The sequence below is a fragment of the Proteus appendicitidis genome, from assembly GCF_030271835.1.
GTDB classification, from domain to species: Bacteria; Pseudomonadota; Gammaproteobacteria; order Enterobacterales; family Enterobacteriaceae; genus Proteus; species Proteus appendicitidis.
This window is the reverse complement of sequence record NZ_CP127389.1, coordinates 320,055-346,799: the sequence shown is the minus strand read 5'-3', so window position 1 is coordinate 346,799 and position 26,745 is coordinate 320,055. Positions and strand designations below refer to the sequence as shown.

Below are 26,745 nucleotides of genomic sequence, written 5' to 3'. Positions count from 1 at the left end.
AAAGCCCTTAAGGGCTTTTTATTTTGACTCTCCACGATGATGTAACCAATGCTTAAACTGATGCGTAATATGTCTTAGCTCACCATTACGTAACATCCCCACCAGCACACCTAATACGGTATAAATCACACCTAAAACGAGCATCATCACAATATCACCCAATATACTTTGGAATGATAGCCCCATTTGGTTAATTCCCGCCATGGCGTTTACTGCCCATGTAGAAGGTAATGCGGATGAAATGGCAAAGACCCAGTCAGGCATTGCTTGTAGTGGCCAAATCGTGCCAGAAATATAGAACACAGGTGTAGTCACAAATGCCAGTGTCAGATAAATCATCTCAACACTGCGTAAGCATTCTGTAATTAACTTACCTAACCCTAAGACCGCCAATAAGAATGGGAAAGTCAGCATCCAAACCTGATAAAGCGGTGCTTCTTGGCGATATCCCAATACCCACGGCCACAATGCAAAGAATACTGCAGATAAAAATAACCAAATCGGAATAAGTGCAGATAATGCCCCTAAATACACAGCCAAAGGAGGCTTTCCTTTTGGTGTGCTTCTCACCGCGATACTAACGCGGACACAAGCAATTAAAAGGGAGTGTTGTAATAACATCACTAATAACCCTGGGAAAATAATCGCAGCAAAACTTACCCCTGGGTTATACATCGCAATGGTTTCCCCCTGAATAGGCTTTAATAGGATGTTTGATTGCTCAACACTAAAACCTGCATTTCTCAAAATACGTCCATTGTAAGCATCTAGTAACTGTTGATACGCCAACATCAATTCTTGTTGAATTTGCCCACTAGCCAGACGGTTTGTCGCATCACCAAAGACTGGCACAGTGACATCTTTGCCATTTAATAATTTTTTCTCAAAATCAGTTGGAATAATAATGATGGCAAAAAGCTCACGCATAATCATATCGTGACGAGCTTCATCTAAATTATCGTAGTTCTTAATGCTTAATTTAGGTGTCGAGTTTAATGACCGAATAAGTGAATAACTTGCTGGGCTATGATCTTGATTAATCACAGCCACAGGCAAATCCCATAAAACAGGTTTGGCATACACTAAACTCATAATGCATAGAGAAACAATAAGTAACATCCACATGGGTTTTTCTAACATACCCAATAGAACACGCTTAAAGGTTTGGAAGTATATTTGCATCATGCGACACCTACCTGTAATTCCAATCGTTTAAAAATACGTTTGCGAACTAAGAAGGCGATAGCAAAAGGATAAATCAGTAAGAGTGAACAAACATATAAAATGCCTTGTAGTGATACTTCTCTTAAGAAAATATCAAACATCGCATTTAAGGCGTGCGTTAATGGCTCTAAATTAGAAATAATCCGCGCAGGTAAGATCATCGAAAGTTCAGGTACAGCCATGCCTGAAAATGCCAAGGCAATACTCACCAACATACCTATCATACTGTATGCCGTTATCGCACTATTGGTAAACGCAAAGAGCAGCAATCCCACACTTTGAGCCGCTATGATATAGAAGAAACCCACTAATACCATATATAGCGGATTACCGTTCACTTTCGCCCCCGAAAAATGCACTAATGCCGCTAATTCAACAATTAATAAGGTTAAGAAAAACAGTGTGTAAGGCGTAAGTTTTCCAATCAGTGCAAATGTGAAGGGCTTAATATTCAATAGCATATTACCGCGCGACAACGAATAAATCGTACAGGTTACGACAAATAGCTGGAGCATATGGATCGTAGCGGCAAATTGCTGATAATAAATATAGCTGCCACTGGCATTAAATAAACTGTCATAAGAGAGCGTCACTTTTGCCAAGGGAGGAACAGGTTTATTCATCTCTTGCGCTAACACAGTGCGATATTGCGCATTAAGCTCTGCAAGAAGCCCACTAAAATCCTGTATTGCATAACTCCCAGCAGCATAATACAACCCGTTGTAATACATCCGTGTGGTGGGTTGTTTTCCTGCTAATACCTTACTTTCAAAGTGTCGAGGAATGGTCAATATCGCATAATCTTTTGCGCTACCTAATCGCTCCATTGCAGTGCGTGGATTACCATCTAACGTATTTAATTGCGCATGAGAGCCTGCATTTAAGTCTCTGATCAGTGTTCTCGATAACGGGCTATTATCGTTATTGATCACGGAAACAGGCAAGTTCAGCAATGTGCCTTCAGAAAAGTTAGCACTAATTAACGTGAACAACATCAATGGAAATAGCCAGCTTAGCCAGTGAAAAACGGGGCTACGGACTGCCATATGAGTTTCTCGTGAAAATGCGCTACTAAAGCCACGCCAAGCTGCCTTTACTCTCATTGTTTGTCCTTATTTATCCCAACGCCATAATGCACTCATACCAGGGCGTAACCCTTCAATTGGCGTAACAGGATACAGTCGGATTTCAAATGTTTTTAAATCGAAATCGCCCGTTGCTCTTGTTGCTCTTTTTGTTGCATAGTCGCCCATTGGAGCGATATAGCGAATTTCAGCTTCGACTTCTTTATTGCCTAATGCGGGAACAGTGATAGTAATGCGATCACCTTTACGAATATCCGCTAAGATATCTTCGCGAAGGTTATAAACAAAATAGGCATCAGGAATTCGGATCAGTGTGGCAAGTGGGCTATTCGCGTTAAAAAGCTCACCAATTTCCGCAGGAATAGGACCGACTTCACCATCCACCGGCGCTTTCACCTGTAAGTCATCTTGCTGAATTTTCAGCTCAATTAATTGCTGTTCTGCTTGTTGCACCGCCGCCATATATTTGTGGCGTAATTCAATACGATCGCCATTTTGGGCTTCATCAAGCTCCGCTTGCGCAGCTCTTACACGTTGTGAAGCGACATCTCGGCTACGGCGTGCATTATCCAGTTCTGTCGCTGATACATAGCCTTTATTCGCTACAGCACTGATACGCTGATAATCTCTTGTCGCATTTGCAGCTTCCACTTTGGCTTGAGATAGCACGGCTTCTAGGTTACGAATACTCTCTTCCCTTGTGCCATGCAATGACAAGTCTAGTTGTGCTTGTGCTTGTGCTTTAGCGGCTTCAAGTGCAGCAACTTGTGCGTTAAGTTCAGGGCTTTCTAATGTGATCATCAATTGCCCCGCTTTTACATCATCACCACGCTCTATATGACGCTCAATCACACGACCTTTGGCTTTAGAGGCGACAATAACTTCCGGTGCGTCTACTTCGCCTTGCAGTAATAAATATTGATTATGCGCGCGGAAAAGTATGGCTAATGCAATTAGTATTAGCATTAATAAAATAAGATAAATGGCTCTTTTTTTCATATAACGATTAGACCTTAATAGTGAAGTAGAACACTCACTGACAGAGTTATATTACACAATAACTCAGAATTTCTTTAAGAATTTTGTGCGCCAGATCACTGACGCAAAGGAATATTTTCTTTGAAAGTGCGATTAAGTTATTCTTATATCAAACTTTATCGCCTCATTAATAGCCCTGTTTTATCTGGTATTTTTATATTTATCAGATAAAAAAGAGAACGGTACTCAATACTTATGTACGAATTTGATCTGATTTTGCTGTTATTACAGCAAATGTGCGTTTATTTAATTATTGCTTGGTTTTTAAGCAAAACACCTTTATTTACGCCACTTTTACAGGTCACGATAAAGCTTCCGCATAAGTTGATGTGCTACGTCATTTTCTCTATTTTTTGTATTATGGGCACCTATTTTGGGCTACATATTAATGATTCTATTGCCAATACACGCGCCATTGGTTCGGTATTAGGTGGATTACTAGGTGGCCCTTACGTCGGCTTTCTCGTTGGTTTTACAGGAGGTCTACACCGCTATTCACTTGGTGGCATGACTGCATTTAGCTGTATGGTGTCTACCATTGTAGAGGGATTAATTGGCGGATTAGTTCACCGTTATTACGTCAAGCACGGGCAAATGCACCGCATATTTAATCCATGGACCGCTGCTGCCGTTACCTTCTTTGCTGAAATAATACAGATGAGCATCATCTTATTATTAGCTCGCCCATTTAATGAAGCACTTGCCTTAGTAAAAGATATTGCAGCGCCAATGATTGTCGCAAATACCGTTGGTGCGGCGATGTTTATTCGAATATTACAAGATAGACGGGCAATATTTGAAAAGTATACCAGCGCATTCTCAACTCAAGCATTAAAAATTGCCGTTTGTACCGAAGGTATTTTGCGTAAAGGATTTAATCAAGATAATAGCACTCGTGTAGCAAAAGTCATTTATCAAGAATTAAGAGTCAGTGCTGTTGCTATTACAGACAGAGAGAAACTCCTCGCCTTTATTGGTATTGGTGCTGATCATCATTTGCCGGGTACACCTATTTCATCAGAACAATCCAAGCAAGCCATCAATAATAATGAAGTTGTTTATGCAGATGGCAATGAAACACCTTACCGTTGTACGCTTTCACCTCATTGCAAACTTGGCTCAACCTTAGTTATTCCATTAAGAGGCGAAAATAACCAAGTCATTGGCACAATAAAACTTTATGAGGCTAAAAATCGTCTATTTAGTTCGATTAACCGAACCTTAGGTGAAGGGATTGCCAGTCTATTATCTGCACAAATTCTAGCTGGGCAATATGAGCGAAATAAACAATCTCTTTTAGAATCAGAGATTAAACTTCTCCATGCGCAAGTGAATCCTCACTTTCTTTTTAATGCATTAAATACACTACAAGCGGTTATTCGACGTGATAGCGAACAAGCAAAACAATTAGTGCAATTTCTCTCTGCTTTCTTTCGTAAAAACTTAAAAAGACCTGAAGCTGTTGTGACATTAAGTGATGAGATTGAGCATGTGAATGCATATTTGCAAATCGAAAAAGCCCGTTTTCAGGAACGTTTACAAATTGATATTCAAATTCCTGAAAGCCTAGCTAATGCTCGCCTACCTGCTTTTTCACTACAACCAATGGTCGAAAATGCAATTAAACATGGAACGTCACAGTTATTAGATACAGGAAAGATTACAATTAGAGCGCACCAAGAGCACCATTTAATCATTATTGAAATCAGTGATAATGCGGGGCTTTATCAACCTCAATGCTCTTCACATGAATTAGGGTTAGGAATGAGGCTGGTGGATAAGCGATTAAAATTACGCTATGGCGAACTTTATGGTGTTTTAGTGGAATGCCAAGCTGATGAATATACAAAGGTAAAAATTTGCTTACCTCTAGAGAAAAGTATGGATAATACTGTATAACAATGAATATATTAATCGTTGATGATGAGCCGTTGGCTCGTGAAAATTTACGTTGTTTACTTGAAGTCGAAAAAGATATTCATATTGTTGGTGAATGCAGTAATGCCATTGAAGCCATAGGAGAGATACACCGTAAAAAGCCCGATGTTGTCTTTCTGGATATTCAAATGCCACGCATTACAGGGCTTGAAATGGTCACAATGCTAGATCCTGAACATCGCCCTTATATCGTCTTTTTAACTGCATTTGAAGAGTATGCAATTCAGGCCTTTGAAGAGCACGCCTTTGATTATCTACTCAAACCTTTAGAGCAAGAGCGCCTGACTAAAACATTAAACCGTTTACGCCAAGGTAATAAACAGAATATTGATTTATTATCCCCACCAGAAGAGCGTTTAAAGTGTATTCCTTGTACAGGTCATAGCCGTATTTGGTTAATGCCCATTGATGAGGCAATATTTGCCACATCAAGGCTCAGCGGTGTTTATGTAACCAATAATCAAGGCCAAGAAGGTTTTACAGAATTAACACTACGTACATTAGAAACACGGACACAACTAGTCCGTTGTCATCGTCAATATTTAGTTAATATGGATTATGTTAATGAGATTGTTTTTGGTGATAATGGGCAAGCGGAGTTAATCTTACACAATAACAGCCAAATCCCTGTCAGCCGTCGATATTTAAAACCATTAAAAGAAGCGATTGGTTTAAGCTAATTTATTATAAAGGAGAATAATAGGATGGAACCTATTTATATTAAAGTTTATAAAAATCGCATTGAAATCCGCGATATTCACACACTAAAAGAAGTATCAGTAGAACGTAACTTTTCTCATAGCCGCATGTTAATTGGTGATTTTTATCAAGCTATTGAAGCGCTTTCCTTTGCGCTCAAAGAGCTAGGTATTAATCCATATTCATTTTTTTATAGAAAAAGAGATGTCGTTATCCATCCTTTGGAACAAACAGAAGGTGGATTATCCATGGTTGAAAATCGCTTATTTCATGAAGTTATTATGAGTGGGTTTAATGGGAAATATAAGAAAATAGCTATTAGTGAAAAACAACATCCTCTTATAGATGCAGAAGTCATTGAATTAATAAATAAATCTATAAGTTAGGGTTATTTTCACCCATTATTGATCTTTATTTTTTTATTATCATATCTTTCAATTTGATTATTTAGTGTTAATAAAAAACCACAAAAACAAGTAAATATACTTAATTATTCTATATAATCCGGTATAACTAACAACGTTAATACCTATTATAGTGATTAATCTTAATTTATCTTTTAAATGCATTATTTAGTATAAAATATAAAAGTTACCTTAATAGTATTTTTAAGAGCATTTGTTTTTTAGAGTTAAATTAAAATATTTTGTAATATAGGTGGAAAAATGAAAAAGAATATATTTTTGATTGGTATCGCAGCCTTAGTTTTATCTGGCTGTAATTCAGGATCTGAAAACTCCTTTGAAAAATTCACTAAAATAGTCACCAATCTTAGCTCATATTCATCTGAGGTTGATGAATGGAATGATTATGGCGCTAATCTTAAAAAGAACGGTATTAAATATGAAGCAGCCAATTCATCAGACCAAAAATTTGTACAAGATAAAATGGATTCAGAGTATGTCAATGCAATAAACCATGTTGGCTCTGCATTTACTGTTACAGAAAAATCAAAACAAGAATTAGAGAAAGAAAATCAGGGTTATAAATTTACTTACAATAAAATTGTTACTGTAAAAGATACAAGTAAAAATAATACTGTAGGCTATTGTGTTAATTATGATTCTGCAAGAGTTATCGATGGCCAGATAAAATCAGAAGATAAAGACAAAAAGAATTTCCTTTATATTGATAAAAGCCGACCATTATCTATCTTTACCGGAAGCAGTGATTTTATAAAAGTTGTTTGTGGTGATGATTTTTATAATAAATATAAAGGAAAAGATGCAGACTAATTAGTACGGCATTTAAAATAAATAGTTATTAACTTTTCCTGAAAAAGGAAAAGTTAATAACAGACTAAAAATCTAAAATCAACATCATTCTTATTGACTATTATTGCCTTTATTCTATTTTATAGAATATAAACATTATTTTTCTTTGCGTAAACTTATGATTTCTAATGCTAATTTATCTCGATGTTCTGATCTTTCTTTCCAATTTTTTTCACCTGTGCCATAGGTTTTCTCTACTTCAGCAATAATATCGCCTTGCTTTTTAGGATCAGGGGCTACCAATTTTATATCTAACCCTGCACCTACACCTTCAAAAAGGTGTCGAATACCTTCAGGGCCACCACCAAGATGTTGTGCTTCAAATGGACCAACCGTAGACCAGCGAAGCCCTAAAGAATTTAATACCAGTTTATCTAAATCACCAACTGTAATAACACCTTGTTCAACTAAATAACGGCACTCGTTCAAAAAAGCTATTTGTAATCGATTACCAACAAAACCACCAATCTCTTTTCGAATTAAAACAGGCTCATATCCAAGAGCCGTGTAAATCTCCATGGCTTTATTGATAGAATTATCGCTAGTGTCAGGGCTAGGAACCACCTCCACTAATGGCATAATATTCGCTGGATTAAACGGATGCCCAATCAAAATACGATCTGCGGCAGGATTACCTTCTGCAATTTTTGATGCCATAATACTTGAGCTTGATGATGCAAAAATAGCATGTGATGGTGCGGTTTCCGCGATTGTCTTGAATATTTCTTGCTTTATTGATAGGCGTTCAGGACCATTTTCTTGAACATAATCCGCATTAAGTACCGCTTTTTTTAGATCTGTTGTAAATTTAACCTTTCCATTAAATTCATCATGTAGCATTTGGCTTAAATCTTGAGTATCAGTAATAGTGACATTCCATCCACCTTGTAAAAAACGAATAGCCCAAGCCCTACCAATCACACCACCACCAATAATTGTTAAATTTTTAGACATCACCTTTTCCTCTTAGCTAAGGTTATTACATTGATTTTCGCCCTTCTTATTAATTATTACTTCATAATCCAATTAAAACCAAATTTTTGGAATATTATTGTAACTCAATGAAAAAATAACTTATTATCAATATGTTATATTGAATTTTTAATGTATGGAATTGATTTTTTTTAAAGTCTATCTCTATCAATTGCAAGGCTATTGTAGTTTGGTTTAGAAATAGAGATAAAAAAAACCAGCCAACTTACGTTGACTGGTTTTTATTTTTTGTCATCAACTCAATTTAAAATTAAGTTAATTACCAACTCTTATTGGTTATGAGAGCTGCTACGACGACGAGGTGTACCTTCGTTGTTACGACCACGGAAGTTACCGCGCTCGCCACCACGATCGTTGCTACGCTCACCACCGCGGTCGTTATTACCACGACGTTGTGGTTGATCACCATTGTTAAAGCGGCGGCCACCTTGTGGCTGACCATCACGACGGCTGTTATTACGACGCTCACGGAAAGGCTGAGATTGAGCATCACCCACTAATTGCATATTCAGTGGTTTGTTCATAATACGCGTACGCGTGAAATGGCTTAATAAATCTGTTGGCATACCTTTTGGTAATTCGATGGTTGAGTGAGAACCATACAGTTTGATATTACCAATGTAACGGCTGCTGATATCGCCTTCGTTAGCAATCGCACCAACGATATGACGTACTTCAACACCATCATCACGACCCACTTCGATACGGTATAAATCCATTTCGCCAGCATCACGACGTTCACGACGAGGAGAACGCTCGCGATCGTTATCACCGCGACGGCGATCATCACCACGACGATCGTCACGATCGTTAAATTCGCGACGAGGGCGACGAACTGGATCTGGTGGCAGAATAAGCGCACGCTCACCTTGAGCCATTTTCAGTAATACCGCAGCCAGTGTTTCCATGTCTAACGCTTCTTCACCTTGTGGAGCAAGTTTTGGTAATAGAGCGCGATATTGGTCAAGGTTGCTTGTTTCTAATTGTTGTGCGATTTGCTGTGCAAATTTTTCCTGACGACGTTGGCTGATAAGCTCTGCATTTGGCAGTTCTACTTCAGGAATAGTCATCTTCATTGTACGTTCGATATTGCGCAGTAAACGACGCTCACGGTTATCAACGAATAAAATTGCACGACCCGCACGGCCCGCACGGCCTGTACGACCAATACGGTGAACGTAAGATTCTGAATCCATTGGGATATCATAGTTCACAACCAGGCTGATACGGTCAACGTCAAGACCACGAGCAGCAACGTCAGTCGCGATTAAAATGTCTAAACGACCATTTTTCAGACGCTCTAATGTTTGCTCACGCAGTGATTGGTTCATATCACCGTTTAACGCTGCGCTGTTATAACCATTACGTTCTAAAGCTTCAGCAACTTCTAATGTTGCATTTTTAGTACGAACGAAAATAATTGCCGCATCAAAATCTTCAGCTTCTAAGAAACGAATTAACGCTTCGTTTTTACGTGCGCCAAATGTCATCCAATAGCTTTGGCTAATGTCTGGACGTGTTGTTACGCTACTTTGAATACGTACTTCTTTCGGATCGTTCATAAAACGACGAGTAATACGACGAATAGCTTCTGGCATTGTTGCAGAGAACAGTGCCGTTTGGTGTTCTGCTGGGATCTTACTTAAAATGTTTTCAACATCTTCAATAAAGCCCATACGTAACATTTCATCAGCTTCATCTAATACTAAGCCTTTCAGTTTAGATAAATCTAATGTGCCACGGTTTAAATGGTCTAATAAACGACCTGGTGTACCCACAACAACTTGTGGACCTTGACGTAAAGCACGTAATTGAACGTCGTAACGCTGACCACCATACAGTGCAACAACATTTACTTTTGGTAAATGCTTAGAAAAATCTTCAATAGCTTCAGCAACCTGAACCGCAAGTTCACGAGTAGGTGCTAAAACTAAAATTTGTGGTGCTTTTAATGATTCATCAAGATTATGTAATAATGGCAGGCTAAATGCGGCAGTTTTACCACTACCTGTTTGTGCCATACCTAAAACGTCATTGCCGTTTAAAAGGAAAGGAATACATTGTTGCTGAATTGGAGAAGGCTTCTCGTAGCCTAAGTCATTCAGTGCAGTCAAAATAGGTGCTGATAAACCTAGATCAGCAAAAGTCATATCGGTTTCAGTAGTCATGTCACTGTGCCTCATTCATTATGGCAGCCAGTTGACATAACATACCGCATGGTTTGTCGGTCTTTATCATCTAAAATGTGAACTGGCTCAAATTATATTATTAAACGAACAAACAAGCCCTCATCCTATGTAGATGATGGCTTTCAAACTGATCAGAGAAATGTTCGTCAGCTATTGCTGGTCCGATTCCGCTAGGTCTTCTTGTTGGCCTAACAGTGCTAATTCCAACAATGCGTAGCGGTGCTCAACAAAGTTATGTGCGTTGTTGGCAACCGTCAGCTTGAATAACGCTTCAGCGCTATCCATGTCCCCCAGACTTAGGTAATACTTACCTAAATAGAAGTTAGTTTCACTAAGATGCTCAGCGAGCGAAGTGTTATCGGTTGAAGCCTCATTTAGTTTCAACATTAATGTTTTCTCATTAATATCGCCTAAATAAAACTCAACTATATTCCATCCCCATTGCCCCGTTTTATTCGCTTGCTGGTATCGCTGTTTTAGCTGCTGTTTAGCCAAATCAGTGTTTATCTCTTTTTCTACAAGATATAACCAAAGCGAACGAATGGGATCATTTGGATCGACCTGATAAAACGCCTGCAGATCATCCTGCGCCAATTTCAATCGGCCACCGTAGTACAACGCGATACCACGATTAAAACGCGCATTATTGTAAGTTGGATCAAGCTCTAAAACAGAATCAAACGCTTCATAAGCAGCATCGTAATTCGCTGCTTGCGTAAAATAGATACCTAGAAAATTAAAAATTTCTAGCATATCTGGTCGAATTGATAGCGCCATTGAAAAATCATTACGCGCTAAAGCTCGTAAACCGAGGCTATCATACAGCACACCACGCTCATATAAAAGCTGTGCGTATTCATCTTCGGTTAATGAACGGCTCGCTAGGATTTGTTCTATACGAGCCAATATCACTTCTTGTTGTAAAGAAGGCTGCAATGGTGTAGCAAAAATCGCATTCTTACGCCACTCTGGACTAGTGCTGCATCCGGAAATAAAGATGAAAACAGCAATAGAACAACTGCGCAGAAATGTTTTCATTTCTCACTCCCAAAGTCAGACCTTTCAACAAAAAGCGTTCTAGACGTCCTACTTGTCAATCATAATAAGTCTCTACCGATACCTATGTCTAGCTATCGGTAGTAGAATATCATTAATTCGCAGAATCTTCAGAAGAAGTTTCTGTTGCTTCCTGCTGATTAGCTTGAGCTTCTTTCATGCTTAAGCGAATACGGCCTTGACGGTCAATTTCCAATACTTTAACTGGAACTTCTTGACCCATTTCCAAGTAGTCACTCACTTTCTCAACGCGTTTGTCTGCGATTTGAGAAATATGAACCAGACCTTCTTTGCCGCCACCGATAGCAACGAATGCGCCGAAATCAACGATACGAGTTACTTTACCGTTGTAGATACGACCCACTTCAACTTCAGCAGTAATCTCTTCGATACGTGCGATAGCTTGTTTTGCTTGATCGCCACTTGTTGCAGCAATCTTCACGGTACCATCATCTTCGATTTCGATAGTTGTGCCAGTTTCTTCCGTTAATGCACGGATAACAGAACCGCCTTTACCGATAACGTCTTTGATTTTGTCTGGATTAATTTTGATAGTGTGAATGCGCGGTGCGAATTCAGAAATATCAGCACGAGGTTGGCTAATTGCATCTTCCATTACGCCTAAAATGTGTAGACGTGCGCTTTTCGCTTGGTTTAATGCAACTTGCATGATTTCGCGAGTGATACCTTCGATTTTGATATCCATTTGTAATGCGCTGACCCCGTTACGGCTACCCGCAACTTTAAAGTCCATATCGCCTAAATGGTCTTCGTCACCCAGAATATCAGAAAGAACAACAAAGTTGTCGCCTTCTTTCACTAGACCCATTGCAATACCTGCAACAGATTCTTTAATTGGTACACCTGCATCCATCAGCGCTAAAGAAGCACCACAAACAGATGCCATTGAAGATGAACCATTTGATTCGGTGATTTCAGAAACCACACGAACGGTATATGGGAATTCTTCAATTGTTGGCATTACTGCTAACACACCACGTTTTGCTAAACGGCCATGACCGATTTCGCGACGTTTTGGTGAACCCATCATACCTGTTTCACCAACAGAGTATGGAGGGAAGTTATAGTGCAGTAAGAATGTATCAGTGTGCTCGCCCATGATGTCATCGATAGTTTGAGCATCACGCGCAGTACCTAATGTTGCAGTTACCAGAGCCTGAGTTTCACCACGAGTAAACAGTGCTGAACCGTGGGTGCGTGGTAATAAGCCAGTACGAATGTCTAATGCACGTACCATGTCTTTTTCACGACCATCAATACGTGGTTCGCCAGCTAATACGCGAGCACGAACGATGTTTTTCTCAAGACCTGAGAAGATTTCGCTGATTTCAGCTTCATCTAAAGTTTCATCTTCAGCGACTAATGTTGCGATAACTTCATCACGGATTGCTTCGATTTGTTCATAACGCTCTTGTTTCTCAGTGATACGGTAAGCATCACCAATACGAGCTTGTGCTAGTTGTGCAATACGGTCATGTAAAGTTTGGTTGATAGCTTCTGGCGCCCAATCCCATTTTTCTTTACCCACTTCTGCAACTAATGCATTGATGTTTTCGATCACAACTTGTTGTTGATCATGACCAAATACGACTGCACCTAGCATTTCTTCTTCTGATAATAAATCAGCTTCTGATTCTACCATCAGTACCGCGCCTGCAGTACCTGCAACCACTAAGTCTAATTTGCTAACTTTCAGCTCATCAACAGTTGGGTTTAGAACATATTGTCCATCGATAAAACCAACACGAGCGCCACCGATAGGACCATTGAATGGAACACCTGACAGTGCTAATACCGCAGAAGCACCAATCATTGCAACGATATCTGGGTTAACTTGTGGGTTAACTGAAACAACGGTAGCAACGATTTGAATTTCGTTTAAGAAGCCTTCTGGGAATAATGGGCGTAAAGGGCGGTCAATTAAACGTGCAATTAACGTTTCGCCTTCACCAGGACGACCTTCACGACGGAAGAAGCTTCCTGGGATACGACCAGCAGCGTATGAACGCTCTTGGTAGTTAACTGTTAATGGGAAGAAATCTTGTCCAGCTTTAACTTTTTTCTTAGCAACAACGGTAACAAAAACAGCAGTGCCGTCCATGTCAACCATAACAGCGGCTGTTGCTTGACGAGCCATCATACCTGTTTCTAACGTAACAGTATGTTGACCGTATTGAAATTTACGAACTGTAGGATTCAGCAAAATAATATCCTTTATCTTATTGTCGCCAGATGTTTAGCGACGATGAATGATCTTTTCTCCGCTACGTCCCCTCGCGACTAATGAAAATATTGACCATTGAGTGATAAATACTTTCATTAGCCGCGCGAATTGTCGTAACTAGAGAGACTAAATAACAATCACCACATTAAAACATAACGACTAATATTAAAAATAGCACTTTCTAGTAGAAAAGGGGCCAACAGGCCCCTTTCCACTGAAACTCGCTTGATTAGCGACGCAGACCTAAACGTTCAATCAGTGCAGAGTAACGAGCAACATCTTTACGTTTCAGGTAGTCCAGCAGATTACGACGGCTGGAAACTTTACGCAGCAGACCACGACGGCTGTGGTGATCTTTTTTGTGCTCTGAAAAGTGACCTTGCAGGTGGTTGATTTCTGCAGTCAGCAGTGCAATCTGAACTTCGCTTGAGCCAGTATCGTTAGCATCACGACCAAATTCAGCAACGATTTGTGCTTTCGCTTCAGTACTTAGAGACATAATAAACTCCAAATTAAGTAAAATTTTCAGATAGCCAATCTCTAATTCAGCTATCCAACTCAGCCACCTAAACAGATAGCCGCATTATTCTACGCTTCAAACACTTTTAGCGCAAGATTGCTATTAAGTGTTATCTTGTGCGCTATAGTCCACAACCACTCTTTTCGGAGCGACGAGACCATCTTTAATGATAGCAAGGCCAATGAATTTTTTTTCATCGCCTTCAGTTACTCTTACCCATTCGCCTTCATTAATGTCATGATTAACACGAACAGGCTGCCCCAACTTGAGATAACTCGCAATAATCGTGGTCAAATTCACAACAGGAAAATGTGCAACAGCGGTATCCATAGGCAATAACAGTGCATCAAGCGCTAAGAAAGGATCTTCTTGCGCAGTTTGTGCATTCTCTATCATCGAGCTTAATTGCGCTAACGTTACCATTCGTTCTTTAGGATAATCTGCGACTTCTAATCGACGTAAGAAAATAACGTGAGCGCCACATTGTAATTTCTCACCAAGATCATCAATAATTGTTCGAATGTAAGTACCTTTAGAACAATGAATTTCCAGCTCTAGCTCATCACCTTCCCAGCGAATAAACTGAAGTTCATAAACCGTGATAGGTCTTGCTTCACGCTCAACTTCAATACCTTGTCGGGCATATTCGTAAAGCGGTTTACCCTGATGTTTTAAAGCGGAGTACATTGAAGGGACTTGCAATGTTTCGCCACGAAAACTATCTAAGGCATCATCTAAAGCCTGTTGTGTAAATTGTACTGGGCGCTCTTGAATAACCTCACCATGTGCATCAGAGGTATCTGTTCGTTGCCCTAAACGTGCAATAACACGATAACGCTTATCAGAATCCAATAGAAACTGTGAAAATTTTGTTGCTTCACCTAAACAAATAGGGAGCATACCTGTTGCTAAAGGATCCAATGCCCCAGTATGCCCTGCCTTACTGGCATTAAACATACGGCGGACTTTTTGGAGTGCATCGTTAGAGGAAATATCTTGGGGTTTATCGAGTAGCAATACGCCGTTAATCTCACGCCCCTTACGACGACGCCCCATTATTTATCCTCTTTATGACGACGCTCTTCATCGCTTTTAACGACGTTAGAAACTAAGTTAGACATACGCATACCTTCAACTAATGAGTTGTCATAAGCAAATGTCAGTTCAGGCACAATACGTAAACGCATCGCTTTACCTAATAAAGAACGAATAAAACCAGCGGCTTCATTAAGTGCAGTTAAACCATCTGCAACCATCTCTTCTTCGCTTTTTTCACCACCTGATAAGTTTAAAAAGGTGACAAATACTTTGGCATAAGCCAAATCACGAGAAATTTCAACGCCAGAAACCGTTGCCATTCCAATACGTGGATCTTTGACTTCGCGTTGTAAAATGATAGCGATTTCTTTTTGCATTTCCTGAGAAACACGCTGACTACGGCTAAAATCTCTTGCCATTTTATCTCTCCCTGACAATAGGGTATCGCCCTGATTGTCATTGTTAATTCAAATCTAAAATCAATGATATCTAAAGAGTATACATGAAGTGATATTTAACAACCGCTTTCTCTGATTTCTTTCTTTAGAAATAAAATGTTTCTTTGGTGCTATTTTACCCTGTTATTTCACTTTCATAAATTACTGAAAGGCAATCTATTTCGGTTATGTTGAAAAATGGAGAGGAAATAAGAGGAGAATACAGCAAAGACAGGAATAAGAAGGGAGCCATTAAGCTCCCTTTTAAAACAAAACGGACTAAATTAATCAATAGAACGTTTGATTTCGATAACTTGGAAGACTTCAATCATGTCGCCAACACGGACATCGTTGTAGTTTTTCACACCGATACCACATTCCATGCCGTTACGTACTTCGTTGACGTCATCTTTAAAGCGACGCAGTGACTCCAGTTCGCCTTCATAGATAACCACGTTATCACGTAGAACACGAATTGGGTTATTACGTTTGATGTTACCTTCAACCACCATACAGCCCGCAATCGCGCCAAATTTAGGTGATTTAAACACATCACGGACTTCTGCAAGACCCATGATTTCTTGTTTATATTCAGGTGCCAACATACCGCTCATTGCCAGTTTGATTTCGTCAATCAGGCTATAGATAACGGAGTAGTAACGTAAATCAACGCTTTCTTGTTCAATGATACGGCGAGCAGATGCATCAGCACGAACGTTAAAACCAAGAATGATTGCGTTAGAAGCCGCTGCTAATGTTGCGTCAGTTTCAGTGATACCACCTACGCCTGAACCGATGATTTTCAGTTTAACTTCATTAGTAGACAGTTTAACTAAAGCATCAGTGATCGCTTCACAAGTACCTTGAACGTCTGTTTTCAGAACGATGTTCAGTTCAGAAGTTTTACCTTCTTCCATGTTAGCGAACATGTTTTCCAGTTTAGATTTCTGCTGACGAGCCAGTTTAACATCGCGGAATTTACCTTGACGGTATAATGCAACTTCACGCGCTTTTTTCTCGTCACGAACAACTGTTGCTTCATCACCTGCAGAAGGAACGTTAGACAGACCTAAAATCTCAACTGGCATTGATGGGCCAGCAGATTGAACGTCTTGACCTAATTCGTTACGCATCGCACGAATACGACCGTATTCGAAGCCACACAGAACGATGTCGCCTTTATTCAGTGTACCTTCACGGACAAGAATAGTTGCAACTGGACCACGACCTTTATCAAGGTAAGATTCGATAACAACACCGCTTGCCATACCTTCTTTAACTGCTTTCAGTTCAAGAACTTCCGCTTGTAAAAGAATAGCATCCAGCAGCTCGTCGATACCTAAGCCTTGTTTTGCAGATACGTGCATAAACTGAGTTTCGCCGCCCCACTCTTCTGGCAGGATGCCATATTGAGACAGTTCAGTTTTAACGCGATCTGGATCAGCTTCGTGTTTATCAATTTTGTTCACTGCAACAACAACAGGTACGTTTGCCGCTTTTGCGTGTTGGATTGCTTCGATAGTTTGTGGCATTACACCATCATCTGCCGCAACAACCAGAACAACGATATCCGTTACCTGAGCACCACGAGCACGCATTGAAGTAAACGCGGCGTGACCTGGAGTATCAAGGAAGGTGATTTCACCTTTGTCAGTCTTAACGTGGTAAGCACCGATATGCTGGGTAATACCACCCGCTTCGCCTGATGCTACTTTCGTTGAACGAATGTAGTCCAGTAATGATGTTTTACCGTGGTCAACGTGACCCATGATAGTCACAACAGGTGCACGAGATACTGCGCTTTCTTCGCCAGTATCACGATCGCTCATGACTTGTTCTTCTAACTCGTTTTCACGACGTAAGATAACTTTATGGCCCATTTCTTCAGCAACAAGCTGTGCAGTTTCTTGGTCTAAAACCTGATTAATGGTCGCCATAGCACCCATTTTCATCATAGTTTTGATAACTTCAGACCCTTTTACTGCCATTTTGTTAGCAAGTTCAGCAACAGAAATAGTCTCACCGATAACAACATCACGGTTTACAACAGCCGCTGGCTTATTGAAGCCTTGCTGTAATGAGCTACCTTTACGTTTACCTTTCTTGTTAGTGCGGCCAGCAGCGCGTGCTTCTTCACGATCTGCTTTTTCAGAATGGCGGTTGTTTTTCTTAGGACGAGGAGCCTTAGCGTTGCGACCACGACCGCGACCACCTTCAACTTCAGCATCACTTTCATCTTCTGCATCACGAGCATAACGTGATGTTGTTACATGATAGTCTGAGCCTTCAGTTTCTGGTGCTTTAGGTTCAGCAGTCCATTTTTCAGCATTTTCTTCAGCTAAACGACGTGCTTTTTCTGCTGCAACTCGTGCTTCTTCTTCCGCTTTACGGCGCTGTGTTTCTTCCGTTTTACGCTTCAGTTCAGCCTGTTCAGCATTGCGACGTGCTTTTTCCTGATCTGCTGCTTTATCAGCTTTTGGTTTATCGTTTTGTTTCACTTTATCTTTTTCCGCTGCTTCGCGCTTAGCTAATTCCGCTGCTTCACGTTTTGCTTCTTCAGCTTCACGTTTCGCTTTTTCTTCGGCGTCTTTCTTTGCCTTTTCAGCTTCACGTTTTGCTTTTTCTTCAGCTTCGCGCTGTGCTTTCTCTTGTGCTTCGCGCTGGGCTTTTTCTTCGGCTTCGCGATGCGCCTTTTCTTCCGCTTCACGCTGAGCTTGCTCATCCGCTTGCGCTTTTTCAACGGCGTCACGGTTCACATAAGTGCGTTTTTTGCGGACTTCGATGGCTACTGATTTACTTTTGCCACCTGTACCAGGAACACTTAACGTACTGCGCACTTTGCGTTGTAACGTTAATTTTTCTGGTTGGTTGGTTGATACGTCTTTATCACGATTCAACCAAGCCAGTAAGGTTTCTTTCTCTTTTTGGGAGACAGAATCAGAGACGGTCTTCTTAATACCGGCATCAGCAAACTGCTGTACCAAACGTTCAACCGGTGTCTGAATCTCTTCTGCCAGTGATTTTACTGTTTCATCTGTCATTCTGTTCCTTCCTGCTCAGTTGTTACGCATCATTCCCAAACCAGCAGATATTACGTGCGGCCATAATGAGTTCGCCTGCGCGCTCACTATTTAAACCTTCAATATCAGTTAGGTCGTCGATACCCTGTTCGGCAAGATCTTCCAGTGTGCAGATACCACGGGCAGCTAGATCAAATGCTAAAGAGCGCTCCAAGCCTTCGAGAGCTAATAAGTCCTCGGCTGGCTGGTTATCGCCTAGGCTTTCTTTTTGAGCCAATTCAATCGTTGTTAATGCAGCTTTTGCTCTCTCACGTAGAGCTTCAACGGTGTCTTCATCTAATCCGTCAATAGCCAGCAGTTCACTGATTGGCACATAAACTAACTCTTCAAGGGTAGAGAAACCTTCTTCAACTAAAACAGTTGCGAAGTCTTCATCAATGTCGAGATGCTTAGTAAATATTTCAATGGCTGCGTTTGCTTCTGCCTGATGTTTTGCATTCAGTTCATCAGCAGTCATGACGTTTAATTCCCACTTGTCATCACCACGATGTTTTTTCAGTAACTGTGCTGCCAGACGAACGTTTTGACCATTACGGCCGATTGCCTGTGCAAGGTTACTACTTTCAACTGCAACATCCATTGTACATTTGTCTTCATCGACAACAATAGAAGCAACATCTGCCGGAGCCATTGCATTAATGACGAATTGTGCAGGATTATCATCCCACAGAACAATATCAATTCGCTCGCCGCCCAATTCGCTGGAAACGGCTTGTACACGCGCACCACGCATACCAACACAAGCACCCACAGGGTCAATACGCTTGTCGTTAGTTTTTACTGCGATTTTGGCACGAGAACCTGGATCACGCGCTGCAGCTTTAATTTCAATGATTTCCTCGCCAATTTCTGGTACTTCAATACGGAAAAGTTCAACCAGCATTTCAGGGCGAGAGCGTGTCACGAAAAGTTGCGCACCACGGGTTTCTGTACGTACGTCGTATAAAACACCACGTAGACGGTCACCTGGGCGGAAGTTTTCACGCGGTAACATATCTTCGCGTAAAATAACCGCTTCAGCGTTATTACCTAAATCTAAAGTGATATTTTCACGGTTCACTTTCTTCACAACACCAGTGATAATTTCGCCTAATTGTTCGCGGAATTGATCAACAACCATTGCTCTTTCAGCTTCACGTACTTTTTGTACGATAACTTGTTTAGCGGTTTGTGTTGTAATACGGTCGAAAGTAACAGATTCAATCTGATCTTCAATATAACCACCTAGTTCAATACTAGGATCTTCATATTGAGCAGCTTCAAGTGTGATTTCACGAGTTGGTTGAGTCACTTCATCAACAGCAACCCAACGACGGAATGTATCAAAGTCACCGGTTTTACGGTCGATACATACGCGAACATCAATTTCTTGCTCGTATTTTTTCTTAGTTGCTGTCGCTAGTGCGGTTTCCAGTGCTTCAAAAATCTTTTCACGAGGAAGAGATTTTTCGTTAGAGACCGCTTCCACAACAGCCAGAATCTCTTTGTTCATCCTAGTTGCCTCTTCAAAACTTAAAAGTGGGGTACCAGGTTAGCTTTCTGGATGTTGCTCAGTGCGAACACTTCGTCTTTACCATCCACAGTAACCGTGATCATTTCGCCAGCGACAGACTTAATAATGCCCTGCCATTTACGGCGGTTTTGCATTGCAATTCGTAATACGATAGCGGCTTCTTCGCCGATAAATTGCTCATAATGCGTTGCAGTGAATAAAGGTCGTTCTAAACCAGGAGATGAGATCTCAAGGTTATAAACCGTTTGAATTGGATCTTCAACATCCAGCACAGCACTGACCTGGTGGCTAACATCAGCACAATCATCAACAGTGATACCGTCTTCACTATCAATATAGATGCGCAATGTTGATTCTCGGCCACGAATAAACTCAAGACCGACAAATTCAAAGCCTAATGCTTCTACTGGTGCTGAAACCATCGCTGTTAATTTTTGCTCTAATGTGGACAAACCCACCCCCAAGGCATAAAAAAAGGGCCTATAGCCCAGTATTCTATTCTCTGATAACAAAAAACCCCGAAATTCGGGGCTTTATGCAACTGGACCCTGTAACTTGCCATTCGAGAATAACCTCTTCTTACGGCACATTCCACTCAGGATCATAATCGGTTCAACAAGATGATTAATGAGAAAAGTGCTGTATTGTTAGAAGTGGTTGCGGGGGCCGGATTTGAACCGACGACCTTCGGGTTATGAGCCCGACGAGCTACCAAGCTGCTCCACCCCGCGTTCGAAAAACGTGGCAAATTTTACGCTGATAACAAGCAAAACGCAAGCTATCTGGAATAATGGTGCCGAGAACGGGACTTGAACCCGTACGCCCGTTTTATAGGCACTACCACCTCAAGGTAGCGTGTATACCAATTTCACCACCTCGGCACTTAATGAGACTGTTACTGCGTAAAAATTAACAATCTCATTTAAATCTTTACTTAGTTTACTGCGGAATATCTGTATTTGCTGGCGCTACAGGCGCTGCTAATTGCTCAGCTTTTTTAGCTTCTTCTGTAGTCTGCTCGATAGACATCCATTTGCTGTCTTCACGTACAGTTTTATTGGCACTTAGATTACCTAAAATAAGGGCAAGTACAATAAAAGCTGTCGCTAAAACAGCGGTCATACGGGTCATAAAGTTAGCTGAACCGCTTGAACCAAATACTGTACCGGAAGCACCTGCACCAAAAGAAGCGCCCATATCAGCACCTTTACCCTGCTGTAACAGGATCAGACCAACTAGCCCTGTTGCTACAATGATAAGAATAACAATGAGTGCCGTATACATTTGCGTTACCTTTTCTATGGAACTTATCGTCTTAACGATAACCTTCGATTGCTTCACCCGCTTTAGTTCAAGACCTTACTAAGCGGGTGTGAATACTAACCAAAGCTGAACTGACAAGCAAGGTTATTTTTCTACAAAGTGATTGATTGAAGAAAAAAGCATCAATTAACCAACGTGCTTCACAGCGTCTGCAATACGATTTGCCATCGCCGTGACTTGCTCTTCATTTTCACCTTCAACCATGACACGAATTAAAGGTTCTGTTCCTGATTTACGCAGCAATACACGACCTTTACCAGCCAGTTCTTCTTCAACCGCTTTAGCGACTTTCTGAACTTCTGGTGTTTGTAGTGGATCGTGGCTACCGGTAAAACGAACATTCACTAAAATTTGTGGTAATAGTTTCATGCCACTACATAGATCATGCAGACTCATATGGTTACGTACCATTGCACTTAAAACTTGTAAACCAGCAACAATACCATCACCTGTCGTCGTTTTATCTAATAAAATAATGTGACCTGAGTTTTCAGCACCTAAACGCCAGCCTTTCTCTTGTAATTTTTCAAGCACATAGCGGTCGCCCACTTTTGCTCTGACAAAAGGAATACCCAGTTGTTTCAATGCAATCTCTAATCCCATATTGCTCATTAGAGTACCAACTGCACCACCGCGTAATTGACCTTGGCGTAACGCTTCTCTCGCAATAATGTAGAGAATTTGGTCACCATCAACTTTTAGACCTTGATGGTCAACCATGATGATACGGTCACCGTCACCATCAAAAGCTAAACCAACATCAGCGCCTTCTTCTAATACGCGTTTTTGCAACATACGAACATCTGTTGCGCCACACTCTTCATTGATATTGATACCCGTTGGCTCACAGCCAATAGTGATCACTTCAGCACCTAACTCACGAAATACGTTTGGCGCAATGTGGTAGGTTGCACCATGAGCACAATCGACAACCACTTTAAGACCATTAAGATTGTTTTCATTCGGGAAAGTCCCCTTACAGAATTCAATATAACGACCTGCCGCATCCACGATACGATTTGCACGACCAAGCTCTGCTGATTCAACACAGGTAATTGGTTTTTCCATTTCAGCTTCAATGGCTTCTTCTACTTCATCTGGTAATTTTGTGCCATCAATAGAGAAGAATTTGATCCCGTTATCGTAATAAGGGTTATGAGAAGCTGAAATAACAATCCCAGCTTCAGCACGGAATGTACGCGTTAAATAAGCAACAGCCGGTGTTGGCATTGGCCCTGTAAATGAGGCTGATAAACCTGCCGCAGCTAAACCCGCTTCTAATGCAGATTCCAGCATATAGCCAGAGATACGTGTATCTTTACCAATAATGATTTTACGAGAGCCATGACGTGCTAATACTTTGCCCGCAGCCCAACCCAGTTTTAATACAAAATCAGGTGTAATTGGACTATCACCTACTTTTCCACGGATACCATCTGTTCCAAAGTATTTACGTTCGCTCATTCATTATTTTCCTTTGCAGAAAGAGTCGCTTGTACGACTTTCATCGCATCAACAGTCTCTTTAACATCGTGTACACGAATAATTTGTGCGCCTTGCATCGCTGCAATCACTGCGCATGCCACACTACCAGCAACACGCTCTTGTGGTGGTACATTCAATAGTTGTCCAACCATTGATTTGCGTGACATTCCGGCAAGTATGGGTAAACCAAAGTGATGAAGTTCACTTAAGTGTGCTAATAATTGGTAATTATGCGCTAAATTTTTACCAAAGCCGAATCCTGGATCAAGAATAATTTGATTTTTTTCGATTCCAGCATCAACACAACGTTGAATATTTTCTTGTAAAAAACGATCAACATCTATCATCACATTCTCATAATGTGGTGATTGTTGCATAGTTTTAGGGTCACCTTGCATATGCATAATGCACACTGGCAAACCTGTTTTAGCAGCTGCTTCAAGCGCTCCCGGCTCTTGTAAAGAGCGAATATCATTGATAATTGAAGCACCTACATTTGCAGATTCGGTAATGACTGGAGCCTTGGATGTATCAACAGAGATCCACACATCAAAACGCTGACGAATAGCCTCAACAACAGGAACAACACGCTGCAACTCTTCATCAATAGAGACATCACTTGCGCCGGGTCTAGTAGACTCACCACCAATATCGATGATAGAAGCCCCTTCGGCGATCAATTTTGCGGCATGGTCAACTGCATCATTAAGTGAATTATGAGTGCCACCATCAGAAAAAGAGTCTGGAGTAACATTCAAAATCCCCATAACTTGAGGTGTTGATAAATTAAATTCGGTTCCTCTAGCCATTAATTTCATTTCATTGATACCTTCATAAAAAAACCCCAGAAGCCTGGGGTTTGTATTTATAGCTTACTCAATATGCGTAACCCAATAAGGATTAGTGAGTATTGTTATCAGAAGGTGTATCACTTTCTGACTCAGGCTTGTCTTTTGGCTCATTCGCTACATGCGTTTGTGCTGGCTGGGCAGTAGTCGTTGTACCACTATTGCCATTATTGCCTTCCCAACCCGCAGGTGGACGAACATCACGACGATTCATTAAATCATCAATTTGAGGCGCATCGATAGTTTCATAAGTCATCAGTGCATCTTTCATTGAGTGCAGAATATCAAGGTTGTCCATTAAGATCTGACGAGCACGAACATAGTTACGATCAACGATAGCTTTAATTTCTTCGTCAATTGTACGAGCCGTTTCATCAGACATATGTTGCGCTTTAGCAACAGAACGACCTAAGAACACTTCACCTTCTTCTTCTGCGTACAGCAATGGTCCTAATTTTTCAGAGAAGCCCCACTGTGTCACCATGTTACGTGCAATATTGGTTGCAACTTTGATGTCATTAGAAGCACCCGTAGAAACATGCTCTACACCGTAGATAATTTCTTCAGCTAAACGACCACCGTAAAGCGTTGAAATTTGGCTCTCTAACTTCTGACGGCTCGCACTAATTTGGTCACCTTCAGGTAAGAAGAAAGTCACACCTAATGCACGTCCACGAGGGATAATCGTCACTTTATGCACAGGATCATGTTCAGGAACTAAACGACCAATAATTGCGTGACCAGCTTCATGATAAGCGGTTGATGCTTTTTGTTCTTCAGTCATCACCATTGAACGGCGCTCTGCGCCCATCATTATCTTATCTTTCGCTTTCTCAAACTCAACCATTGAGACAACACGTTTATTACCACGAGCAGCGAATAAAGCAGCTTCGTTAACCAAGTTAGCTAAGTCAGCACCAGAGAAACCTGGAGTACCACGCGCTAAAATTGCTGGATCAACATCGGGTGATAAAGGCACACGGCGCATATGGACTTTAAGGATTTGCTCACGTCCACGCACATCAGGTAAACCAACAACCACTTGACGGTCAAAACGACCAGGACGAAGTAATGCTGGGTCTAACACGTCTGGACGGTTAGTTGCCGCGATAACGATAATACCTTCATTACCTTCGAAGCCATCCATTTCAACTAGCATTTGGTTCAGTGTTTGTTCACGTTCATCATGACCACCACCTAAACCTGCACCACGTTGACGACCGACCGCATCGATTTCATCGATAAAGATGATACAAGGTGCTGCTTTTTTAGCTTGTTCAAACATATCACGAACACGAGAAGCACCCACACCCACAAACATTTCAACGAAATCAGAACCTGAAATGGTAAAGAATGGGACTTTAGCTTCACCCGCGATGGCTTTTGCTAATAATGTTTTACCTGTACCAGGAGGCCCTACCATCAGAATACCTTTAGGGATTTTACCCCCTAATTTCTGGAAACGACCTGGATCACGTAAATACTCAACTAATTCGCTTACTTCTTCTTTCGCTTCATCACAACCCGCGACATCAGCAAAGGTTGTTTTGATTTGGTCTTCTGTCAACATGCGTGCCTTGCTTTTACCGAAAGACATCGCACCTTTACCGCCACCACCTTGCATTTGGCGCATAAAGAAAATCCAAAGACCAATCAGTAATAGCATTGGGAACCAAGACACAAAAATTTGAGTCAGAAGACTTTGGCCTTCAAGTGGTTCGCCCGTTACTTTTACATTACGGTTCATTAAAGTGGTCAGCAGGTTATCATCACGCATAGGCATATACGTGCTGTACTTTGAGTTATCTGTTTTAGTTACATTAATATCATAACCACTTATGCTGACCTCGCGTAATTGGTTATTAGTTAACTCATTGATAAAGGTAGAGTAATCCACCTTACGACTATTCGAATCGCTGGGTCCGAAGCTCTGGAATAATGACATCAAAACGACTGCAATAACTAGCCAGAGGATCAGGTTTTTCGCCATGTCACTCAAGGGATTAACCTCATATTACAACTGTGTTAACAAATAGCTTTAGGGTACTAAAGTTTACGCCCTGTGGCTACAATATATACCTCACGAGAACGAGACCGCGAAGCGTCTGGTTTACGAACTTTCACTTTCGTAAACAGGGAGCGTATTTGCCCCAGGTATTCATCAAAGCCTTCTCCCTGAAACACTTTGACAATAAAACTTCCCCCGGGAGCCAGTACATCACGACACATATCAAGCGCTAACTCTACTAAATACATGGATCGAGGGATATCGACCGCGGGCGTACCGCTCATGTTTGGAGCCATGTCAGACATGACAACCTGGACTTTGTTTTCACCTACTCTATCAAGCAATGCCTTCAACACAAGTTCATCACGAAAATCGCCTTGAAGGAAATCGACTCCAACAATAGGATCCATAGGTAAAAGGTCGCATGCGATAATTCGACCTTTGCTTCCTAACTGCTGTACAACGTATTGAGACCACCCACCAGGAGCAGCTCCTAAATCGACAACGGTCATACCTGGTTTAAAGATATTGTCACTTTGCTGAATTTCTTCCAGTTTAAACCAAGCGCGAGAGCGAAACCCTTTTTTCTTTGCTTGCTGAACATATTTATCACTAAAATGTTCTTGTAACCAGCGGCTAGAGCTTGCCGAACGTTTCTTATTGGCCATTGCGTTTTCCAACTATCATACACTTAGCTATCAAAATTTTTACTATTTCACTCATTTAACCTCGTCTTAACGACATTTTATGGT

General features: G+C 41.0%; 22 protein-coding genes and 2 tRNA genes. 4 read left to right on the top strand and 20 right to left on the bottom strand.

Translation table 11 applies throughout. From position 1 onward, the window contains the following. Window positions 1–18 precede the first annotated feature (18 nt). From QQS39_RS01760 to QQS39_RS01750, 3 genes are read right to left on the bottom strand one after another with little or no spacing between them, the layout of a single operon-like run. A complete protein-coding gene (locus tag QQS39_RS01760) occupies window positions 19–1,182 on the bottom strand; it encodes an ABC transporter permease (RefSeq protein ID WP_151436704.1) in 1,164 nt (387 codons plus the stop codon). Further along, the gene (locus tag QQS39_RS01755; protein WP_151434034.1) at window positions 1,182–2,327 is read right to left on the bottom strand and encodes an ABC transporter permease; all 1,146 of its coding nucleotides are present in this window, start codon (window positions 2,325–2,327) and stop codon (window positions 1,182–1,184) included. The genes QQS39_RS01760 and QQS39_RS01755 overlap by 1 nt, the downstream gene beginning before the upstream one ends. Before the next feature lie 9 nt (window positions 2,328–2,336). Continuing rightward, on the bottom strand, window positions 2,337–3,308 hold the full coding sequence (locus QQS39_RS01750) for an HlyD family secretion protein (RefSeq protein ID WP_285805269.1): 972 nt from the start codon (window positions 3,306–3,308) through the stop codon (window positions 2,337–2,339). Between the two features lie 234 nt (window positions 3,309–3,542). Here QQS39_RS01750 and QQS39_RS01745 point away from each other — a divergent pair, with 234 nt between their 5' ends. From QQS39_RS01745 to QQS39_RS01730, 4 genes are all read left to right on the top strand, one after another. Beyond that, a complete protein-coding gene (locus tag QQS39_RS01745) occupies window positions 3,543–5,246 on the top strand; it encodes a sensor histidine kinase (protein WP_151434032.1) in 1,704 nt (567 codons plus the stop codon). A 2-nt stretch (window positions 5,247–5,248) separates the two neighbouring features. After that, on the top strand, window positions 5,249–5,965 hold the full coding sequence (gene btsR / locus QQS39_RS01740; protein ID WP_151434031.1) for a two-component system response regulator BtsR: 717 nt from the start codon (window positions 5,249–5,251) through the stop codon (window positions 5,963–5,965). A gap of 24 nt (window positions 5,966–5,989) precedes the next feature. Next, entirely contained in the window at window positions 5,990–6,370 is a 381-nt protein-coding gene (locus QQS39_RS01735; RefSeq protein WP_151434030.1) for a YjaA family stress response protein, read from the top strand. A 279-nt stretch (window positions 6,371–6,649) separates the two neighbouring features. Continuing rightward, the gene (locus tag QQS39_RS01730) at window positions 6,650–7,219 is read left to right on the top strand and encodes a hypothetical protein (protein WP_151434029.1); all 570 of its coding nucleotides are present in this window, start codon (window positions 6,650–6,652) and stop codon (window positions 7,217–7,219) included. A gap of 135 nt (window positions 7,220–7,354) precedes the next feature. Here the strand turns inward: QQS39_RS01730 and QQS39_RS01725 are convergent, their stop codons facing one another. From QQS39_RS01725 to rlmE, 17 genes are all read right to left on the bottom strand, one after another. Next, window positions 7,355–8,212: a 3-hydroxyacyl-CoA dehydrogenase NAD-binding domain-containing protein gene (locus tag QQS39_RS01725; protein ID WP_285805268.1), complete on the bottom strand. Its 858-nt coding sequence runs from the start codon at window positions 8,210–8,212 to the stop codon at window positions 7,355–7,357. A 308-nt stretch (window positions 8,213–8,520) separates the two neighbouring features. Then, window positions 8,521–10,419: a DEAD/DEAH family ATP-dependent RNA helicase gene (locus QQS39_RS01720; protein WP_151434027.1), complete on the bottom strand. Its 1,899-nt coding sequence runs from the start codon at window positions 10,417–10,419 to the stop codon at window positions 8,521–8,523. Between the two features lie 171 nt (window positions 10,420–10,590). Further along, window positions 10,591–11,478, bottom strand: a complete 888-nt coding sequence (nlpI, locus tag QQS39_RS01715; protein WP_151434026.1) for a lipoprotein NlpI — start codon at window positions 11,476–11,478, stop codon at window positions 10,591–10,593. A 112-nt stretch (window positions 11,479–11,590) separates the two neighbouring features. Beyond that, window positions 11,591–13,720, bottom strand: coding sequence for a polyribonucleotide nucleotidyltransferase (gene pnp, locus QQS39_RS01710; protein WP_151434025.1), 2,130 nt, complete (start codon window positions 13,718–13,720; stop codon window positions 11,591–11,593). A gap of 250 nt (window positions 13,721–13,970) precedes the next feature. Next, complete coding sequence (gene rpsO, locus QQS39_RS01705; RefSeq protein ID WP_023583571.1) at window positions 13,971–14,240, bottom strand: 30S ribosomal protein S15; 270 nt, start codon at window positions 14,238–14,240, stop codon at window positions 13,971–13,973. Between the two features lie 123 nt (window positions 14,241–14,363). Continuing rightward, the gene (gene truB / locus QQS39_RS01700) at window positions 14,364–15,317 is read right to left on the bottom strand and encodes a tRNA pseudouridine(55) synthase TruB (protein WP_285805267.1); all 954 of its coding nucleotides are present in this window, start codon (window positions 15,315–15,317) and stop codon (window positions 14,364–14,366) included. Next, window positions 15,317–15,718, bottom strand: a complete 402-nt coding sequence (rbfA, locus tag QQS39_RS01695; RefSeq protein ID WP_099073997.1) for a 30S ribosome-binding factor RbfA — start codon at window positions 15,716–15,718, stop codon at window positions 15,317–15,319. Before rbfA ends, truB begins: the two co-directional genes overlap by 1 nt. Before the next feature lie 302 nt (window positions 15,719–16,020). Then, window positions 16,021–18,777, bottom strand: coding sequence for a translation initiation factor IF-2 (infB, locus tag QQS39_RS01690; RefSeq protein ID WP_196571102.1), 2,757 nt, complete (start codon window positions 18,775–18,777; stop codon window positions 16,021–16,023). 22 nt (window positions 18,778–18,799) lie between these two features. Continuing rightward, window positions 18,800–20,308: a transcription termination factor NusA gene (nusA, locus tag QQS39_RS01685; RefSeq protein WP_006535691.1), complete on the bottom strand. Its 1,509-nt coding sequence runs from the start codon at window positions 20,306–20,308 to the stop codon at window positions 18,800–18,802. A gap of 20 nt (window positions 20,309–20,328) precedes the next feature. Continuing rightward, a complete protein-coding gene (gene rimP, locus QQS39_RS01680; protein ID WP_036914691.1) occupies window positions 20,329–20,781 on the bottom strand; it encodes a ribosome maturation factor RimP in 453 nt (150 codons plus the stop codon). A gap of 202 nt (window positions 20,782–20,983) precedes the next feature. Next, window positions 20,984–21,060, bottom strand: a tRNA-Met gene (locus QQS39_RS01675). Between the two features lie 60 nt (window positions 21,061–21,120). Continuing rightward, a tRNA-Leu gene (locus tag QQS39_RS01670) sits at window positions 21,121–21,210 on the bottom strand. Window positions 21,211–21,268: 58 nt separating this feature from the next. After that, window positions 21,269–21,613, bottom strand: coding sequence for a preprotein translocase subunit SecG (gene secG, locus QQS39_RS01665; protein ID WP_036914692.1), 345 nt, complete (start codon window positions 21,611–21,613; stop codon window positions 21,269–21,271). 165 nt (window positions 21,614–21,778) lie between these two features. Continuing rightward, complete coding sequence (gene glmM, locus QQS39_RS01660) at window positions 21,779–23,116, bottom strand: phosphoglucosamine mutase (protein WP_023583574.1); 1,338 nt, start codon at window positions 23,114–23,116, stop codon at window positions 21,779–21,781. Next, window positions 23,113–23,955 carry a dihydropteroate synthase gene (folP, locus tag QQS39_RS01655; RefSeq protein WP_285805266.1) on the bottom strand — a complete coding sequence of 281 codons (843 nt, stop codon included), beginning with the start codon at window positions 23,953–23,955 and terminating at the stop codon, window positions 23,113–23,115. The genes glmM and folP overlap by 4 nt, the downstream gene beginning before the upstream one ends. 82 nt (window positions 23,956–24,037) lie before the next feature. Then, window positions 24,038–25,984 carry an ATP-dependent zinc metalloprotease FtsH gene (gene ftsH, locus QQS39_RS01650; protein ID WP_151434022.1) on the bottom strand — a complete coding sequence of 649 codons (1,947 nt, stop codon included), beginning with the start codon at window positions 25,982–25,984 and terminating at the stop codon, window positions 24,038–24,040. Window positions 25,985–26,031: 47 nt separating this feature from the next. After that, on the bottom strand, window positions 26,032–26,661 hold the full coding sequence (rlmE, locus tag QQS39_RS01645) for a 23S rRNA (uridine(2552)-2'-O)-methyltransferase RlmE (RefSeq protein ID WP_036939360.1): 630 nt from the start codon (window positions 26,659–26,661) through the stop codon (window positions 26,032–26,034). Window positions 26,662–26,745: the final 84 nt, after the last annotated feature.